The organism is Burkholderia sp. BCC0397 (assembly GCF_902832865.1).
Taxonomy (GTDB): Bacteria; Pseudomonadota; Gammaproteobacteria; order Burkholderiales; family Burkholderiaceae; genus Burkholderia.
Map to the genome: position 1 here is coordinate 250,992 of NZ_CADFDL010000005.1, position 17,861 is coordinate 268,852.

The window sequence follows — 17,861 nt, forward strand, 5'->3', positions numbered from 1 at the left end:
CGATTTGCACTGCGAATCGATGAACATTGAGGGGCGGGACATGAAGAACGGGCGACGACTGACCGCGGCCGCGGCCGCGGCCGCGGCCATGCTGGCTTGCGTGCATGCGGCACATGCGCAGACTTCGGGGAGCGTGACGCTGTACGGCACCGTGGACACCGGCATCATCTACTCGACGAACCAGCAGTTCACGCGCGCCGACGGCAGCACGGGCGGCGGCCATGCGTGGCAGATGGGCGGCGGCAACCTCGTGCCGTCCCGCTTCGGCTTCCAGGGCGCCGAGCCGCTCGGCGGCGGCCTCGACGCGGTATTCACGCTCGAGCAGCAGTTCCTGTCGGCGAGCGGGCAGGCGCTGCAGGGCGGCACCGCGTTCAGCCGGCAGGCGTGGGTCGGGCTGCGCCAGGACGGGATCGGCACGCTCGGCCTCGGCCGGCAATACGACTCGTACACCGACATGCTCGGCGCGTACGTGTCGAGCAACAACTGGGCGACGCCGTACGGCTCGCATCTCGGCGACGTCGACAACCTGAACGCCGCGTTCAATTTCAACAACGCGGTGAAATTCACCAGCGCCGATTTCAACGGGCTCACGTTCGGCGGCACGTTCAGCTTCGGCGGGCAGGCCGGCGATTTTTCCGCGAAGCGCGGCTATGCGGTGGCCGCGACGTACACGCGGGCGCCGGTGGCGTTCTCGGTCGGCTACCTCGACCTGCATCAGCCGCTCGACGCGGCGCTCGGCGGCGCGAGCGGCTATATCGGCGATTTCGCGTGCAGCAACCCGGGCGCGATGTATTGCCTGCTGCAGGATGCCGGCTCGATGCGCGCGTTCGGCGCGGGCGGGTCGGTCACGCTCGGCGCGGCGACGGTCGCGCTGACCTACACGCATACGCGTCTCGGCGACAGCCGCTATTTCTCGACCGCCGCGCAGCCGCGCACGCAGGCGTTCACGTTCGACATCGGCGAGCTGAACGTCACGTACATGTTCACGCCGGCGCTGCAAGGCGGCGTCGCGTATATCTTCAACGCCGCGCATACCGCCGGGCGCGGCACGACGCGGTTCCACCAGTTGAACGTCGGCACGAACTACAGCCTGTCGAAGCGCACCGCGCTGTATGCGGTCGCGATCGGCCAGATCGCGAGCGGCGCGGGGCTCGGCACCGACGCGGACGGAAACGCGGCGAACTATGCGCAGATTCCGGTGCTCGCGAACAGCAATTCGAGCCGGCAACTGGCGGTGATGGCCGGGATCCGCGTGAACTTCTGATCTGGCCGGGGAGGTCCGGCCGGGGGCAACGATGGCCCCGCGGCGCGGGGCAGTCGGGCGGATCGGCTGCTTCTCCCGCCGCGTGCCATAAATTCTTAACGATCGGCGTGAACAATGGCGTTCGCATCAGGCGGCCAGCCGCATCCCCCGCGTTGCACACGTGTGCAACGCCTGGCCGTCCCGCCACCACGCCGAACGAGAGAGACCCCATGACCCTGCTGAGCCGCCTGCGCGCGCTGTCCGCCGCCGTTGCGCTGTCCTTCGCCGCCACGCATGCCGTGGCTGCGGATCTCGTCATCGCAGGCCGCGACGACATCTACGGCAAGGGCCTGGCCGACGCCGTCGCCGGCTTCACCAAGCTGCACCCGGGCACTGACATCGAGCTGCTCAAGCTGCCGAACGCGAACCTGTACCAGAAGCTCAAGCTGTCGATGCGCGAAGGCACCGGGGCGTACGACCTCGTGATGATGGACGACACGTGGGCGCCCGAATTCATCGGTAACGGCTGGCTGAAGCCGCTGCCCGCGTCGCTCGCGGACGCCGACCTCGTGCCGTCCGCCGTCGCGCTCGGCCGCAATGCGGCCGGCGCGCTGTACGCGCTGCCGATCGTCGGCAACGTCGAGATGTTCGCGTACCGCAAGGATCTGCTCGCGAAGTACAAGTTGCAGCCGCCGCGCAACTGGGACGACGTGCTGAAGATCGCGCAGACCGTCGGCGGCGCGGACAAGAGCGTGTCGGGCGTCGTGTTTCGCGGCACGAAGGGCAACCCGGTCGTCACGGGCTTCCTGCCGATCCTGTGGGCGTACGGCGGCGACGTGTTCGACCATGCCGGCAACGTGACGATCGATTCGCGCGAGGCGCAGGCCGCGCTGAAGACGTTCCTCGCGCTGAAGGCGTTCGCGCCGAAGGACGTCGACGTGTACGGCGCGGCCGAAGTGCGCGACGCATTGCAGCGCGGCACGGCCGCGCAGTCGATCGAGGTGTGGCCGGCATGGGTGCCGGCGCTCGACGATCCGAAGCAGTCGCGCGTGGTCGGGCAGATCGCGCTGCAGCCGCCGCCGGGACAAACCTCGGGCCCGGCGCCGATGCTCGGCATCTGGCAGATGGGCATTCCGAAGGATGCGCCGCACGCGAAGCTCGCGCAGGACTTCCTCGCTTACCTGAGCGCGCGCGATACGCAGACGCGCCTCGCCGGCATCGGCATTCCGCCGACCCGCCGCAGCGTGTTCAACGATCCGGCGCTGGTGCGCCAGTACCGGTGGTATCCCGATCAACTGAAGGCGCTCGAGGCCGGCCGTGCGCGGCCGCGCGTGAAGGACTGGCAGCAGGTCGAGAGCATTCTCGGCGACCAGCTGCAGCTTGCGCTGACGGGGCAGGCCGCGCCCGACGCCGCGCTGCGCCAGGCGCAGCAGAAGATCGCGCAGGCGACGGCCGCGGCCGGCAAGTGACCGCGCACGTCGATCCGTCGGCCGGAGGTCGCGCATGAAAGCGTTCGGCCGCAGCCTGCCGTTCGTCGCGCTGCTCGGGCCCGCGCTGCTGGTGCTCGCCGCGTTGGCGCTGTATCCGGTCGCGCAGGTGCTGATCGACTCGTTCTGCCGGGTCGATTACTCGGCGGGCCGCCGCGCGTTCGCGGGGCTCGCGAACTATCGCGCGGTGCTCGGCGACGAGGCATTTACGGCCGGCTTCGGCAACACGCTGCGCTTCACGATCGTCGCGTCGCTCGCCGAAGTCGCGCTCGGCTTCGGCCTCGCGCTGCTGTTCGTGCGCGCGTTTCCGGGGCGACGCATCGCGCTGCCGCTCGCGATCCTGCCGATGATGCTGTCCACGCTCGTGTGCTCGGCGATCTGGCGCAACTGGCTGAACTTCGACGGGTTCCTGAACGCGCTGCTCGCGGCGTTCGGCATCGAAGGCGTGCGCTGGCTGTCCGATCCGCATCTCGCGCTGTGGTCGCTCGCGCTCGTCGACGTGTGGCAGTGGACGCCGATGGCGTTCCTGATCGTGCTGGCCGGGCTGCAGTCGATCCCGCAGGAGCTGTACGAAGCCGCGCGCACCGACGGCGCGAGCGAGTGGCAGTGCCTGCGCGACATCACGCTGCCGCTCGCGGCGCCGCAGATCGGCCTCGCGCTGCTGCTGCGCTCGATCGACACGTTCAAGCTGTTCGACAAGGTCTATGCGCTGACGGGCGGCGGCCCCGGCAATGCGACGCAGACGCTGTCGACCTATATCTACGACACGGGCTTCCGCTTCTTCAACGTCGGGCCGGCGAGCGCCGCGTCGGTGCTGATGCTGGCGGCGTCCGCGCTGCTGGTCTCGGGGTACGTATGGCAGACGGTTCGCAAGCGGCGCGCATGACGACGCAAGCCGCAGGCATCTCGCACGCGCGAACGGGTGCCGCATTCGGTCGCGCGATGCCGTGGGCGCTACGCGTCGTCGCGCTCGCGCTGTTGCTGCTGCCGTGCCTGTGGATGGCCGGCGCGGCCTTCATGCCGACGCTCGAACGCCTCGATCATCCGTTGCGGATCTGGCCGGCCGCGCCGACCTTCGAGCATTTTGTGTCGGTGTGGTCGAACGGCATCGGCGCGCCGCTCGCCAATTCGCTGCTGGTCGGCTTTGGCACGACGCTGCTTGCGCTGGCGCTCGCGTTTCCGGCTGCATACGCGCTCGTGCGGCTGCGGTTTCCGGCGCGGCTCGACCTGCTGTTCCTGGTGCTCGTGCTGGCGTTGAAGCTGATGCCGCCGATCACGATCGCGGTGCCGCTGTTCGCGCTCGCGAAGCGGCTGCACCTGCTCGATTCGACGCTCGGCCTGATGCTCGCGTATCAGATCTATGCGTTGCCGATGGCGATCTGGATGCTGCTCGCGTTCGTGCGCGACGTCCCGATCGAATACGAGGAAGCGGCGTGCATCGACGGCGCGGGGCTCGCGCGGCGGCTCGTGCAGATCGTGCTGCCGCTGTGCGCGCCGGGGCTGATCGCGACCGCGATCTTCGTGTTCATCGCGGCCTGGAACGAATTCCTGATCGCGCTACTGTTCGTGTCGACGCCGAGCCGCTTCACGCTGCCGCTCGCGATTGCCGGCTACGTGACGGAGAACGGCATCGACTGGGGCGACCTGATGAGCGCGGGGCTGATGGCGTCGCTGCCGACGCTGGCCGTGGCCGGCTATGTGCAGCGCTACCTGTTACGCGGGTTCGCGGGCGGGTTGAAGTGACGCGCGGCGTCGCCGCGCCCGGTCTTGCATTGTCACGCGCAACTGTCCCGCACCACCTGCGTGACCGGCACGACGCGCGTGCGCGACGGGCCGTCGAACGTCTGCATCCGGTCGGCGAGCAAGTCGATCGCCGCATGCGCGAGGCCGCGCGTGTCCTGCCGCAGCGTCGTGAGCCGATACGCATCGTATTCGGCGGCCGGAATGTCGTCGAAGCCGATCACGCGCAGGTCGTCCGGTACGCGCAAGTCGAATTCGCGGCGTGCGACGTCGATCACGCCGAGCGCGAGCAGGTCGGACGAACAGAACACGCCGTCGGGCCGCTCGCCGGCCGCGAACAGTTGCCGCGCGGCGTCGATCCCGCTGGCATGGGTGTCGGACGGCGTGTCGAGCATGCGTACGAGCGTCGCGTCGAACGCGTCGTGTGGCCCGATCGCCTGCTCGAACGCCGTGGCGCGCGACCGCGCGCTGTAGCTCGTGCCGCGCGGCCCGACGAACGCGAGCCGGCGCGCGCCGGCCTGCACGAGCCGCTGCGCGGCATGGGCGGCGCCCGCCGTGTTGTCGCTGACGACTACATCCGCGCCCGGCAGGTTCGCTTCGCGGTTGATCATCACGACCGGAATCCGGTGTTCGAGATACTGCTGCGCGACCGACAGCGGTGGCGACGCGGACGTCATCACGAGGCCCGCGATCCGGTAGCTGAGCAGTTGTTCGAGCGATTGCCGGACCTGGCGCGGATCTTCCGCATTGGTCACGAGCGGCGTGAGCGCGCGCTGCCCGAGTGCGGCCATCAGGTCCGACAGCAGCCGCGCGCGGAACGGGTTCTCGAACCCGGCCGTCACGACGCCGATCATGCTGCTGCGCTGCGTGATCATGTCGCGCGCGATCAGGTTGACCTGGTAGCCCAGCGCACGCGCGGCGACCATCACGCGTTCGCGCGTTTGCGGCGCGATGCTCGCCGTCGGCGAGAACGCGCGCGACACCGCGGAGCGCGACACGCCGGCCCGCGCCGCGACATCCGACGCCGTCACCCACGGTTTTCTTTCCTTGTCATTCATCGATTCATGATTCCTTCGAGCCACGATACGTGCATGCCGCCTGCCGACTGGATGTCGGCGCTCGACGACGCGCGGCCGCTGCATACGCTGATCCTACCGGGCAGCCATGACACCTGTGCGTATACGGTCGACGATCGGCTGGTGCGCACGCAGCGTGCGCCGCTCGATGCGCAGCTCGCGCATGGCGTGCGGCTGCTCGACATCCGCTGCCGGCACGTGCGCGATGCGTTCGACATCCATCACGGCGGCATCGCGCTCGGCATGACGTTCGACGACGTGCTGGCCACCTGTACGCGCTTTCTCGACGCGCATCCGCACGAATGCATCGTGATGTCGGTGAAGGACGAGTGGCCGGCGCATGCGTGCACGCGCAGTTTCGATGCGACGTTCGACGCGCATCGCGCGCGTCATCCGCGGCTGCGCTGGCATGCCGGCGGCACGCTGCCGACGCTCGGCGACGTGCGCGGCGCGGTCGTGCTGCTGCGGCGCTTTCGCAGTGGCCGGCCGCTCGGCATCGACCTGACCGCGTGGCCCGACAACGCGACGTTTACGATCGACCATCCGGACGGCGCGTTCGTGATCCAGGACGAATATCGCGTACCGGTGGCCGCGTCGATCGCATGGAAGTGGCGCGCGATCGACGCGCTGCTGACGCATCTGCCGTTGCCGGACAGCGGCCGCTGGGCGCTCAGTTTCTGCAGTGGCACGGGGATGGGGGCGAATCCGTCGGTAGTCGCACACGGCGATGGCCGGGTGCAGGGCATTCATGCGCGACTGGCCGAGCGCTTGCGCGAGCAGCGCGGCCCGTACGGCGCGGTGCTGCTCGATTTCTGCGATGACGACGACTGGGCGCTGGTGCGCGCGCTGATCGAATGCAACGATCACACGCCGGAGCAGGGCGTCTGGCGCAAGGCGTTTCGCTGTTAGTGGGCGGAGAGTCGCCGCGGACTACCGCGTCCGGACCGCGTGGATCGGGCATTCGAAATCGTTCGAAACGATACGTCTGAAGTTTCGCTTATAGTGACGGCCGTTCCAGACTGCCTGCCTGAATTGCCGTCATGCCTGCATCGATCCTGATTCGCCCCGCCACGCGGGAAGACGCGGCCGCGATGGCCGCCGTGGAAGTCGCCGCCGCGCAGCGGTTTCGCGCGATCGGCATGGCCGACATCGCCGACGGCGAGCCGACCGATGCGGCCGCCGTGCGCGTGCGGATCGACGACGGTCGCGCGTATGTCGCGGTCGATCCGCACGGCACGTGCGTCGGATTCGCGTTCTACCGGCTGCTCGATGCGCAGCGGCTGTATCTGGAGGAACTGGACGTCGCGCCGTCGCATGCCGGACAGCGGATCGGCGCGCGGCTGATCGAGCAAGTGATGGCGCGCGCGGCGCGGGAGCACGTCGAGCAGGTGGTGCTGTCGACGTTCCGCGACGCGCCGTGGAACGCGCCGTACTACGCGCGCCTCGGTTTCCGGATCATCGACGACGCAGCGCTCGACGACGCGCTGCACGCGATCCGCGCGCACCACATCGCGCTCGGTCTCGACGAAACGCAGCGCGTGTTCATGCGGCGCGCCGTGGTGGCCTGATGCACGATGCGGACCGATTCCGGCGTAGTCAGCCCCGCGTGCCGCTCCCGAACGAACGCGACGCGAACGCAGCGTCGATGTACGCGAGAAAATCCGTTGCGGGGCGCGTTAACTGCAGGCCGGGCGGCGTGAGCCGATAGAACTGCAGAGGTGGCGGCGACAGCGGCAGCGGGAGCGGCGTGAGCGCCTGGCCGAACACGGTTTCCGACAGCGAGTGCCGGGTCCACGAGAAGATGGCATCCGTCGTGAGAAGCAGGCTGTAGAACAGCGCATACGACGTGCAGCGCGTGATGCAGCGCGGCGCCGGCAGGCCCGCGTGCGCATGGAGATCGCGAATGTGCGTCGGAAAATTGTCGCTCGCATCGGTGTGGATCCACTCGGCATCGCGTAGCGCGTCCAGCGATGTCGCGCCGGCGAAACGCCCGTTCTCGCGGGTGACGAATGCCGTGTCGAAGGCGCGGATCGTCTTCACGTCGGCGGACTCGGCGACCGTACCGGTGATGGCCGCGAACGCGAGATCGAGGGTCCGGCTGTGCAACTGTTCGGTCAACTGACTGAACGATAGTTCGCGCAGTTCGCACTCGACATGCGGCCAGTGGCGTCGAAATTCGGCATAGGCGTGCGCGAACCCCGTTATCGCGACGATCGGCGTGAAGCCGAGCACCAGCCTGCCTTCACGCAGCCCTTTCAGATGCGCCATGTCGTCGCGCGCACGCTCGAGTTCCCGCACGACTGCATGCGCGCGGCCGAGCAATACGTCGCCTTCCGGCGTCGGCACGACACCCCATGGCTTGCGTTCGAGAAGCACCACGCCGAATTCGCTTTCCAGTTCCTGAATCGCCTTGCTGACGGCCGGCTGGCTGACGTGCATCGTTTTCGCGGCAGCCTTGATGCTGCCCGCCGTGGCCACTGCGACCAGCGCGCGCAATTGATGGTTTTTCATGATGCGGAGGATATAACCAAATCTTATCCGTATCAAAATTGATGTGTTTTTTGACCCGATGGGTCTCTCCATACTTGGCCGCAGCGGTTGCGATGCAGCCGATCCAATGGAGCCAGACATGACGCAGGACCTTGCCCGGACGCTCGCGGCGATCCGTGAAACCGCCCCCCGCTTTGTCGCGATCCGACGCGACATCCATGCCCACCCGGAGCTCGGTTTTGCCGAAACCCGCACCGCGCGGCTCGTCGCCGCGCAATTGGCCGAATGGGGCTACGACGTGACGACCGGCATCGGCGGCACCGGCGTGGTCGGCCGGTTGCGGCGCGGTACGTCGTCGCGCACGCTCGGCTTGCGCGCCGACATGGACGCGCTGCCGATCCGGGAAGAAACGGGCCTACCCCATGCGAGCACGGTCGCCGGGACGATGCACGCATGCGGTCATGACGGCCATACGGCAATCCTGCTTGCGGCTGCTCACTATCTGGCCGGACAGGGGCGCTTCGACGGCACGCTGAACGTGATCTTTCAGCCTGCGGAGGAAGGACTTGGCGGCGCGAGGCGAATGATCGAGGAGGGCCTGTTCGAGCGCTTTCCCTGCGAGCGCGTCTATGCGCTGCATAACGCGCCTGGCGTACCGGTCGGTCATTTCGCGTTGCGCTACGGAGCGATGATGGCGTCGTCCGATTCGGTGACGATTACCGTGACGGGCAAGGGCGGGCACGGCGCGATGCCGCAGCACGCGAGCGATCCAATCGTTGCGGCGGCGAACATCGTGACCGCGCTGCAATCGATCGTCGCCCGCAACATCGATCCGGCCAAGGCGGCCGTGGTGACCGTCGGTACGTTCCATGCCGGCACGGCCCCGAACGTGATTCCGGAGACCGCGACGCTGCAACTGTCGGTCCGCTCGCTCGATGCGGCCACGCGCGACGAGGTCGAGGCGCGGATTCGCCGGATCGCCGACGCGCAGGCGCAGGCCTACGGGACCGTTGCGCAGGTCGATTATCAGGCTATCTCGCGCGTGGTCGTCAACGACGCCGCCGCCGCGGATCTCGCGGTCGAGACGATCACGGCGCTCGCCGGCGCCGGTGCGTTCACGCTGCTTGCCGACGGTGTGATGGGCAGCGAGGATTTTTCATGGATGACGGAACGCGTGCCGGGTTGCTACGTGATGCTCGGCAACGGTATCGATTCGCACGGCGGCTGCTCGGTTCACAACCCGGGCTACGACTTCAATGACGAGGCGCTCGGCTGGGGCGCCGCCTATTTCGTCGGCGTCGCGGAACGCTTCCTGGCCGCGGTCTGACGAGAGCGTCGGCCCGTCGCGGAAATTCGGAATTTTCCCGATGAAAAATAAGGAAAACGAATGAAGAAGAGACTGACATGGGGCGCGGCGTGTCTGGCGCTGGGCACCGGCAGTGCCTGCGCGGCGCCGTATCAGGACGTACTCCTCGCGGCGGTGCCGGAGTTCAATGGCGGGTTGAAGGAGGGCGTGGCGCTGTACGGCTCGGTCGACATGGGGATCAACTACCAGACGGTGGGTGGACGGTCGATGTGGCAGACCCAGAGCGGCGGCGAGTGGACGTCGAAATTCGGCTTCTTCGGGCGCGAGAATCTCGGAGGCGGGTGGCGCGCCGAATTCAATCTCGAAAGCGGTTTTCTCGCGAACAACGGCGCGCAGCAGGATACGCAGTCGTTCTTCAACCGGCAGTCGTGGATCGGCCTCATGTCCGACCGCTACGGCCGGTTGCGAGTCGGCAAGCAGATCGGCACGGGGCTGCCGCTGTTCATCGACGTGTTCGGCTCCGTGGGTACCAATTCGGTTTACACGTGGCTCGGCGCGGCCGCCGTGCAGACGGCGCGCGGCGTCGGCTACAACAGCGACCTCGGACCGGGCGCGACGCAACTGCCGGCACGCGTCGACAACGCGATGACCTATCGCACGCCGATCGTGGCCGGCACCACGACGCTGATGCTGATGTACGCGCCCAGCAATGTCGCGGGGCGCGCACCGGCCGCGTCCGCGCAGGGCGCGCTGCTGCAGTGGTACAACGGCACGACCTATCTGGCGGCGAGCTACAACCAGGTGTGGGGCGTCAACGGCGCGAGCACGGTACGCAACGACCTGTACGGGCTCGGCGCCGTGTACGACACGGGGCGGCTCGTGCTGTCCGCGTCGTTCAATCAATATGCGCCGAAACTTGCCGGCGACGGGATCGCACGCGTGTACACCCTTGGCACGATCGTGCCGTTCGGCGTGAATGCGGTTCGCGCGTCCGTCGTCTATCGCGATACGTCGGGCGTGCGCGATGCCGCCGGCCGGCCGGCGAAGGATTCGGCGCTTGGCGTCATGCTCGGCTACGACTACCTGTTGTCGAAACGTACCGGCCTCTACGCGCGGGGAGGGTTCATCCGAAACTACGGCATGTCGACCGTGCTGCTGAACGGCAATCCGTTGCCGACCGAGCCCGGCGGTACGACGCCGCGCACCGGCACGACGCCCGTGACGGTGTCGCTCGGGATGTATCACAACTTCTGAACGAGGGCTTCCGATGAGCACCCTGAATCGCGCGGCTGCCGCGCAGACAATCGACGCGCGACGCGCGATGCGGCGGACCGTCGCCGCGGCTGCGCTCGGCAACGGACTCGAATTCTTCGACTTCACCGTTTACAGCTTCTTCGCGGTGCTGATCGGCCGGCTGTTCTTTCCGGCGTCCAGCGATGCGGGTGCGTTGATGCTGTCGCTTGCGACATTCGGCGTCGGTTTCGTTGCGCGGCCGCTCGGCAGCGTCGCGATCGGCGCGTATGCGGATCGTGTCGGGCGCAAGCCCGCGCTGGTGCTGACCGTCGCGCTGATGGCGCTCGGTACCGGCATCATCGGATTCGCGCCGACCTACGCGCAGATCGGCATCGCGGCGCCGCTGCTGATCGTGATCGGCCGGCTGCTGCAGGGTTTTTCGGCAGGTGGCGAGGTCGGGGCCGCAACGACGTTGCTGATGGAGTCGGGCGGCGCCCGTCGGAGCGGCGAACTGGTCAGTTGGCAGATGGCCAGCCAGGGCGGCGCGGCGCTCGCCGGCGCGCTCGTCGCGTTGACGCTGTCGCGCTGGCTGCCGCCCGATGCGCTGCAAGGCTGGGGCTGGCGTGTGCCGTTCGTGCTCGGCCTGCTGATCGGGCCGGTCGGGTTTTATCTGAGACGCCATCTCGACGACACGCTGCCGCATGAGGCAGCGAACGCTCCGCGTGTCAGCCGCCGCATTCCGTGGCGGCAGGTCGCGGCCGGCACGTTGCTGGTGATCGGCGGCACGTCGACGATGTATACGATCGTGTTCTTCCTGCCGTCGTTCCTGACGCTGACACTCGGCATGCCCGCTTCCGTCTCGTTGCTGTCCGGCTGCACGGCGGGCGGGGTGATGCTGGTCGGCTCACCGTTCGCAGGCCGGTTCGCGGACCGCCTGCGCCGCCGCAAGCCGATGCTGCGAACGGTGTGCGCGATCTCGACGGCACTCGTGCTGCCGGCGTTTCATGCGATGCGCACATGGCCGTCGGTCTTCACCGTGCTGGCGGTCGTGATCGTGCTGATCGGTCTGATGACGCTGTCGAGCCCCGCGGGCTTCGTGATGATTCTCGAAGCCTTGCGACCCGAAGTCCGTGCGACGTCGCTCGGGATGATCTATGCGCTGGGCGTGACGATCTTCGGCGGTTTCGCGCAGTTGATCGTCAGCGCGCTGTGGCGTGCGACGGGCAGCTTCTATGCGCCGGCCTGGTACGTGCTCGGCGGCGGGGTGGCGACGCTCGTCGGCCTGGCGTTGTTTCGCGAGGAAACGGCACGCTGACACGGCGTGTCCAGGCGACGGGAAGGGCGCGGCGCACGGGCTGTGCGCCGCGTGTGTCGTCTACCGTCAGGCCGCGTCGCTCAGCGCCGGGTAGTCGGTGTAGCCCGTTTCGCCTTCCGCGTAGAACGTCTCCGGCACCGGCTTGTTGAGCGGCGCATCGATTTCGAGGCGGCGCGGCAGGTCCGGGTTCGCGATGAACAGCTTGCCCCACGCGATCGCGTCGGCGCTGCCGCTCGCGAGCGCGGCCTGCGCGGTATCGAGCGTGAACTGCTCGTTCGCGATCAGCGGGCCGCCGAACGCTTCCTTCAGGCGCGGGCTCAACTGGTCGCCCGAATACGATTCGCGCGTGAAGATGAACGCGATCTTGCGGCGGCCGAGTTCGCGCGCGACATAGCCGAACGTGGCCGCCGGATCGGAATCGCCCATCGTATGCGCGTCGCTGCGCGGTGCGAGGTGCACGCCGACCCGGCCGGCGCCCCACACGTCGATCGCCGCGTCGACCACTTCGAGCAGCAGGCGCGCGCGATTCTCGATCGGGCCGCCGTACGCATCGGTGCGGCGATTGGTGCTGTCCTGCAGGAACTGGTCGAGCAGGTAGCCGTTCGCGCCGTGGATCTCCACGCCGTCGAAGCCCGCCGCCTTCGCGTTCTCGGCCCCCTTGCGGTACGCGGCGACGATGCCCGGAATTTCGTCGAGTTCGAGTGCGCGCGGCGTCACGAACGGACGCGGCGGACGCACCAGGCTCACGTTGCCGCCCGCGGCGATCGCGCTCGGCGCGACCGGCAGGTCGCCGTTCAGGAACATCGGATCGGAGATCCGGCCGACGTGCCAGAGTTGCAGCACGATGCGCCCGCCGGCCGCGTGCACGGCCTGCGTGATCTGCTTCCAGCCTTCGACCTGCTCGTCGGACCAGATGCCCGGCGTGTCGGCATAGCCGACGCCTTGCGGCGTGACCGACGTCGCTTCGGTAATGATCAGGCCGGCCGACGCGCGCTCGGCGTAGTAGCGCGCCATCAGCGCATTCGGCACGCGCGCCGCGCCCGCACGGGAGCGGGTGAGCGGCGCCATCACGATGCGGTTCGGTAGGGTCAGGTCGCCGAGGGTAACGGGATCGAACAGCGTGGGCATGGAGATAACCTCTTCACGAAAGGCGGGGAAGCCGTCGCGTTATGTGCGATGGCGTCCCGCATGGCCGGTTCGGCCGTTGGCTAGAGTTCGCGGCGCAGGGCGTCGTGAAATGCGTCGATGACGGCCTCGTTGCGCTGGAAGAACGCCCACTGCCCGATCCGCGTCGACGTCACGAGCCCCGCGCGCTGCAACGTGGCGAGGTGCGCGGAGACGGTCGACTGCGACAGCCCGCAGCGCGCGTCGATCTGGCCCGCGCAGACGCCGTGTTCGTACGGCAGCGTCTGTTGCGGAAAATGCTCGCCGGGCGTTTTCAGCCAGACGAGGATCTCCCGGCGCACGGGGTTCGAGAGCGCTTTCAGGATCGCGTCGATGTCGAGTTCGGTCGGCATGGAAGGAGTGGGTGTTTCGGTCAGGCAAACGGGTATCGTCGATGGGCGAATCTTATATCGTATTTTGACGATATGTCTGAAAGCACTGTCGGCAATGGGGTTGATAGCGTGCGGCGATCGCGGGGGCGGATCAATCCGGGCAAAGCGCCGTCAACGCGGCCGCGCGGTTTCAGGTCATCTCGTCGACGATCCCATATCCCCACCCGCGTAACATACGTGGCATCGCGCTTTGCTGACGGAGTCCTTTCATGTCTGTTCGGGTCGTCATATTCGATTTCGACCTGACGCTGGCGGATTCGTCCGCCGCGATCATCGCGTGCACCGCGTACGCGCTACATCAGCTCGGCGCCGCCGGCCCGACGCCCGCACAGATCGGCGCCGTGATCGGGCTGCCGCTGCCGGACATGTTCCGTTCGTTGACGGGCGAAACCGTGGCGGCGCGGGCCGATGCGTTCGCGCGGTACTTCGTCGCGCGCGCCGACGAAATCATGGTGCCCGGTACCCGCATCTATCCCGAAGTGCCGCCGCTGCTTGCGGCGTTGCGCGAGCAAGGGCTTGCCGTCGCGATCGTGTCGTCGAAGTTTCGCTACCGGATCGAGGCGATTCTCGAACGCAACGGCTTGCAATCGCTGGTCGACGTGCTGATCGGCGGAGAAGACGTACAGCGCCACAAGCCGGACCCGGAAGGGCTCGCGCAGGCGCTGGCGCGGCTGGGTTTGTCTGCCGCCGCGGCGGTCTACGTCGGCGACCACGCGGTGGACGCGCAGGCGGCCGAGCGTGCCGGCGTGCCGTTCGTCGGCGCGGTGAGCGGCATGACGTCGTTCGACGCGTGGGCGCGCGCCGGCAAGCACGCGGTGCCGACGCATATCGGCGAACTGGCCGGCATCGTGTAGCAGATGCAGCGCCGATCGGGCGAAGCGTGTGCCGACGTCGAACGCGGTGCGCAACCGGCCGGCTGACCCGTTTCCGCAACGGGCCGGCGGCGCGCGACGGATTCTGCGACCATCGCCGTTAAAGCGATATCCGCCACTCGATCCGCCGCCATGTCCGTCATTTCCGTTGCCTTTGCAAGCATCCGGCGCTCACGCGTGTTGCCGGCCGCCCGATTCCTGTCGTTCGCGATTCCGCTCGCGGCGGCCATCGGCGTCCTGGGTGGCGCGCACCGGGCCGAAGCCGCGACGCCCACCCAGCGCGAACGTCTCGAAGCGCCGGTGAAGGCCGTTGCCGACCAGCGTTTGGCCGTCGACACGCCGCAGGGCAGCGCGATGCTGCCCGTGTACGCCGACCATCCGGTCGACCAAGCGGCGCCCGACGTCACGCGCGTATTCATCGTGATTCACGGCACGCTGCGCAATGCCGACGCTTACTACGCATCGGGGCGCAAGGTCGTCGAGAAGGCCGGCGCGGCAGGCAACGGCACGATGGTCGTCGCGCCGCAGTTCCTGACACGTGCCGATACGCACGCGCTCTCGTTGCCCGCAGCGACGCTCGCGTGGACCCAGGAAGGATGGAAGGGCGGCGAACCGGCCCGCCAGCCGGGCCCGATCAGCTCGTTTGCCGCGCTCGACGCGCTGCTCGCGCATTTCGCCGACCGCAGCCTGTACCCGTCACTGACAACGGTCGTCCTGATCGGCCACTCCGCCGGCGCGCAGTTGCTGCAGCGTTACGCCGTAGCCGGGCGCGAAGGCGACGCGCTCGCGCGGGCCGGCATCGCCGTGCGCTATGTGGTCGCGAACCCGTCGAGTTACCTGTACTTCGACGACGAACGTCCGAATGCCGACGCGATCGCGGGCGACACCTGCCCGCGCGCGACGGAATGGAAATACGGGCTGAAGTCGGCGCCGCCTTACGTGGCGTCGCAGGACGTGCGCGAACTCGAAACACGCTACGTCGCGCGCCGTGTCGTGTACCTGCTCGGACAGGCCGACACGAACCCGACCACGCATTTCATCGACCGTTCGTGTGCGGCGATGGCGCAGGGCCCGTACCGGCTCGCGCGCGGGCTGGCCTATTTCGATTACCTGAAGAAGCGGCATCCGGACGATCTCGCGCAGCAGGTCGTCGAAGTGCCGGGCGTCGGGCATGACGGCCTCGGCATGTTCACGTCTGCTTGCGGGCTGGCCGTGCTGTTCGGGCAGGTATTGCCGCAGTCGTGTCCGGTGGTGGCCGGCACCGCGGCGGACTTGCGTGCGCCCGACGAAAATCGATCGATCAGAAAAATGCAGGAATCGGCAAGATAAATTCATTTCCCCCCGCGGCCTTCGTGGTTCAGGATGACAGCGTTCCCAGGAGCGTCCCCATGAACATCCCGATCCTCGACGACTCTCGCAAGCCGGATGGGCAGCCGATCCACGTCGTCCACCCGGACGTACCCGAGCGCGAAGCGGCATCGATCGAGCCGTTGATTCTCGACCTGCTCGAATGGATCGGGCCCGGCGCGCGGCCGTACGATGAGGTGATCGACGCGTGGCGCACGTCGTGCCCGCGCCTGCCGGTGTGGGAGGAGGCCTGCGCACGCGGCTACCTGGTCCGCCATCATGCGCCGGGCGGCGCGGCCGAGGTCGAAGTGAGCGAAGCCGGCCGCGCGCATATCCGGGCCGCGCGCGCCTGACCGTGCAGGGCAGTCGGCGCGCGACGGTGTCTCCCGCGCGTCATGCCGTTTTTTCCGCGACCGGCGGGGCGTCCGGATCGAACACCGTCAAGCCTTCCGTCGGGTCCATCGGCAGGTCCCACGGCCGGGCGGCGATGGCCCGTTTCGCCGCGTCGTAGCCAGCCTGCCGGCGGGCCGCGATGCCGGCCGGCGTGAAATCGATGTCCTTCCACTGATTGTCGCCGTCGAGCCGCGGCGCGGCGAGCTTGATCAGGTGCATCGTGGTCTCGCATCCCCACGCGGCGAGCTGGCGCACGACAGGCGATGCGCGGTCGGCTTCCGGCACGTGCCGGACCAGTTCGCGGATCACGTGACGCAACCGGTGAATCTGCTGCTGGCGCGCGATGTGGCTGTCGGTGCGGCTCGCGTACTGGATGTCCTTTTGTCGTTCCGACACCTGCCAGATGCTCTCGGGCTCCGGGCCGGCCGGATTCCACATCTGCACCGAGAAGATGATCGAGCTGCGGCGCGGGTTGTCGTCGAGCACGACCTCGACCGGCGTATTCGAATACACGCCGCCGTCCCAGTACGGCGCGCCGTCGATCCGTATCGCCGGGAACGCGGGCGGCAGCGCGCCCGAGCTCATGATGTGTTCGACTCCGAGCCGCGTATCGCGCGAATCGAAATAGCGCATCGTCCCCGTGCAGGCATTGACCGCGCTGACGGTCAGGCGCGGATGGCCGGCGTTCAGCAGGTCGGGATCGATCAGCGACGCCAGCGTGTCGCGCAGCGGCGCGATCCGGTAGTACGACGCGCGATCGACGCCGAGCCGCACCATCGGCCCGAGCCACGACGCAGGATTGGGCTGGAAGAATCCCGCGATGCCGCCGCCGATGATCATCAGCTCGGCCAGTGCCCGGTCCCAGCCGGGCAGCAGCGGCGGGACGTCGAAGCGGGTCCGCTCGGTCACGCGATGCCAGAATGCCGACAGCTTGTCGTAGCGCCGTTCCGGCGGATTCCCCGCGATCAGCGCCGCGTTGATCGCGCCGATCGACGTGCCGACCACCCAGTCGGGCCGGATCCCGGCTTCGTCCATCGCCTGGAATACACCAAGCTGGAACGCGCCCAGTGCGCCGCCGCCCTGGAGCACGAGCACGACTTGCCCGGGGAGGTCCATTCGTGCCGGCTGGCTCGCGGTCATGGCTTGCCTCGCTGCGTGTGACGGTGGATCGGAACCGAACAGTTCGATTCAGTGTAGGCGATCGGCAGCGCGGGGCGGCCCGCTGCGCCATGGCGGCTTGCGCTTCTTGCTGCGCCGGCCGCTTCCGGCCCTTTGGTGCGGCGGGCCGGCCCGGCGACGGACGTCACGCGTCCGGGTAAGGCGTGCCGTTCTTGTGCAGGAACCGGCCGTCGCGGCTCGGACTCATCATGTCGATGTCGGGGCAGGTGATCACGTCGTCCGGCGAGCGTGAACCGACCTCGAGATAGATGGCGACCGCATCCGACCGGTTGACCAGATGATGGCCGTTACCCGAATTTTTTGGAAATGCCGCGCAGTCGCCCGCGCGCAGCACGGTTTCGCCGCCGTCCTCGATCATCAGGAGTTCGCCTTCGAGCACGTAGACGAATTCGTCCTCGTCGGAATGCCAGTGGCGCTGCGCCGACCAGCCGCCCGGCGGTACGCGCATCAGGTTGACGCCGAAATCGCGCAGGCCGCCGGCATCGCCGAGACGCTGGCGGATGCGCTGCGCGCATGGCGCGTCGAACGGCCGCGGGTAGCCGCTGCCGCGGCGTTCGGGCACGGCGTCGAGATCGATTTTGGGCATGACCGGCTCCGTGCCTCGCGGGCGAATGGGACGACGGT

18 protein-coding genes are annotated in these 17,861 nt (G+C 68.2%); 12 read left to right on the forward strand and 6 right to left on the reverse strand.

Annotation, left to right across the window (positions count from 1 at the left end):
- Positions 1–40 precede the first annotated feature (40 nt).
- From HWX03_RS18605 to HWX03_RS18620, 4 genes are all read left to right on the forward strand, one after another.
- Positions 41–1,264 (forward strand): porin, encoded by a 1,224-nt coding sequence (locus HWX03_RS18605; protein ID WP_175872175.1) that lies wholly within the window; start codon positions 41–43, stop codon positions 1,262–1,264.
- A 209-nt stretch (positions 1,265–1,473) separates the two neighbouring features.
- Entirely contained in the window at positions 1,474–2,712 is a 1,239-nt protein-coding gene (locus tag HWX03_RS18610) for an ABC transporter substrate-binding protein (RefSeq protein WP_175872176.1), read from the forward strand.
- A 34-nt stretch (positions 2,713–2,746) separates the two neighbouring features.
- A complete protein-coding gene (locus tag HWX03_RS18615; protein WP_175872177.1) occupies positions 2,747–3,616 on the forward strand; it encodes a sugar ABC transporter permease in 870 nt (289 codons plus the stop codon).
- Positions 3,613–4,473, forward strand: coding sequence for a carbohydrate ABC transporter permease (locus tag HWX03_RS18620; RefSeq protein WP_175872178.1), 861 nt, complete (start codon positions 3,613–3,615; stop codon positions 4,471–4,473). Before HWX03_RS18615 ends, HWX03_RS18620 begins: the two co-directional genes overlap by 4 nt.
- Positions 4,474–4,505: 32 nt before the next feature.
- Here the strand turns inward: HWX03_RS18620 and HWX03_RS18625 are convergent, their stop codons facing one another.
- Positions 4,506–5,528 (reverse strand): LacI family DNA-binding transcriptional regulator, encoded by a 1,023-nt coding sequence (locus tag HWX03_RS18625; RefSeq protein WP_175872179.1) that lies wholly within the window; start codon positions 5,526–5,528, stop codon positions 4,506–4,508.
- A gap of 6 nt (positions 5,529–5,534) precedes the next feature.
- On the opposite strand from HWX03_RS18625, the gene HWX03_RS18630 reads away from it, so the two are divergent.
- Both HWX03_RS18630 and HWX03_RS18635 read left to right on the forward strand, forming a co-directional pair.
- Positions 5,535–6,455, forward strand: a complete 921-nt coding sequence (locus HWX03_RS18630) for a phosphatidylinositol-specific phospholipase C (RefSeq protein ID WP_175872180.1) — start codon at positions 5,535–5,537, stop codon at positions 6,453–6,455.
- Between the two features lie 131 nt (positions 6,456–6,586).
- On the forward strand, positions 6,587–7,114 hold the full coding sequence (locus HWX03_RS18635; RefSeq protein ID WP_175872181.1) for a GNAT family N-acetyltransferase: 528 nt from the start codon (positions 6,587–6,589) through the stop codon (positions 7,112–7,114).
- A 28-nt stretch (positions 7,115–7,142) separates the two neighbouring features.
- Here HWX03_RS18635 and HWX03_RS18640 read toward each other — a convergent pair whose 3' ends face one another.
- A complete protein-coding gene (locus tag HWX03_RS18640) occupies positions 7,143–8,057 on the reverse strand; it encodes a LysR family transcriptional regulator (protein ID WP_175872182.1) in 915 nt (304 codons plus the stop codon).
- Positions 8,058–8,175: 118 nt separating this feature from the next.
- Here HWX03_RS18640 and HWX03_RS18645 point away from each other — a divergent pair, with 118 nt between their 5' ends.
- The 3 genes from HWX03_RS18645 to HWX03_RS18655 are packed head-to-tail and all read left to right on the forward strand — an operon-like array spanning position 8,176 to position 11,890.
- Positions 8,176–9,363 carry a M20 aminoacylase family protein gene (locus HWX03_RS18645; protein WP_175872183.1) on the forward strand — a complete coding sequence of 396 codons (1,188 nt, stop codon included), beginning with the start codon at positions 8,176–8,178 and terminating at the stop codon, positions 9,361–9,363.
- Between the two features lie 60 nt (positions 9,364–9,423).
- Entirely contained in the window at positions 9,424–10,596 is a 1,173-nt protein-coding gene (locus HWX03_RS18650; RefSeq protein WP_175872184.1) for a porin, read from the forward strand.
- Between the two features lie 13 nt (positions 10,597–10,609).
- The gene (locus tag HWX03_RS18655) at positions 10,610–11,890 is read left to right on the forward strand and encodes an MFS transporter (protein ID WP_175872185.1); all 1,281 of its coding nucleotides are present in this window, start codon (positions 10,610–10,612) and stop codon (positions 11,888–11,890) included.
- Between the two features lie 66 nt (positions 11,891–11,956).
- Here the strand turns inward: HWX03_RS18655 and HWX03_RS18660 are convergent, their stop codons facing one another.
- Complete coding sequence (locus HWX03_RS18660; protein ID WP_175872186.1) at positions 11,957–13,018, reverse strand: alkene reductase; 1,062 nt, start codon at positions 13,016–13,018, stop codon at positions 11,957–11,959.
- A gap of 80 nt (positions 13,019–13,098) precedes the next feature.
- Positions 13,099–13,407: a helix-turn-helix transcriptional regulator gene (locus HWX03_RS18665; RefSeq protein ID WP_006496873.1), complete on the reverse strand. Its 309-nt coding sequence runs from the start codon at positions 13,405–13,407 to the stop codon at positions 13,099–13,101.
- A 248-nt stretch (positions 13,408–13,655) separates the two neighbouring features.
- Here HWX03_RS18665 and HWX03_RS18670 point away from each other — a divergent pair, with 248 nt between their 5' ends.
- The 3 genes from HWX03_RS18670 to HWX03_RS18680 all read left to right on the forward strand — a co-directional run bounded on the left by HWX03_RS18670 (position 13,656) and on the right by HWX03_RS18680 (position 16,018).
- A complete protein-coding gene (locus HWX03_RS18670; protein WP_175872187.1) occupies positions 13,656–14,300 on the forward strand; it encodes an HAD-IA family hydrolase in 645 nt (214 codons plus the stop codon).
- Positions 14,301–14,450: 150 nt separating this feature from the next.
- A complete protein-coding gene (locus HWX03_RS18675) occupies positions 14,451–15,647 on the forward strand; it encodes an alpha/beta fold hydrolase (RefSeq protein ID WP_175872188.1) in 1,197 nt (398 codons plus the stop codon).
- A 59-nt stretch (positions 15,648–15,706) separates the two neighbouring features.
- Positions 15,707–16,018 (forward strand): 3-phosphoglycerate dehydrogenase, encoded by a 312-nt coding sequence (locus HWX03_RS18680; RefSeq protein WP_175872189.1) that lies wholly within the window; start codon positions 15,707–15,709, stop codon positions 16,016–16,018.
- A 40-nt stretch (positions 16,019–16,058) separates the two neighbouring features.
- On the opposite strand, the gene HWX03_RS18685 is transcribed toward HWX03_RS18680, so the two are convergent.
- Together HWX03_RS18685 and HWX03_RS18690 are read right to left on the reverse strand one after the other, a co-directional pair.
- Positions 16,059–17,198, reverse strand: coding sequence for a patatin-like phospholipase family protein (locus tag HWX03_RS18685; protein ID WP_175872190.1), 1,140 nt, complete (start codon positions 17,196–17,198; stop codon positions 16,059–16,061).
- Between the two features lie 163 nt (positions 17,199–17,361).
- On the reverse strand, positions 17,362–17,823 hold the full coding sequence (locus HWX03_RS18690; protein ID WP_175872191.1) for a cupin domain-containing protein: 462 nt from the start codon (positions 17,821–17,823) through the stop codon (positions 17,362–17,364).
- Positions 17,824–17,861 lie beyond the last annotated feature (38 nt).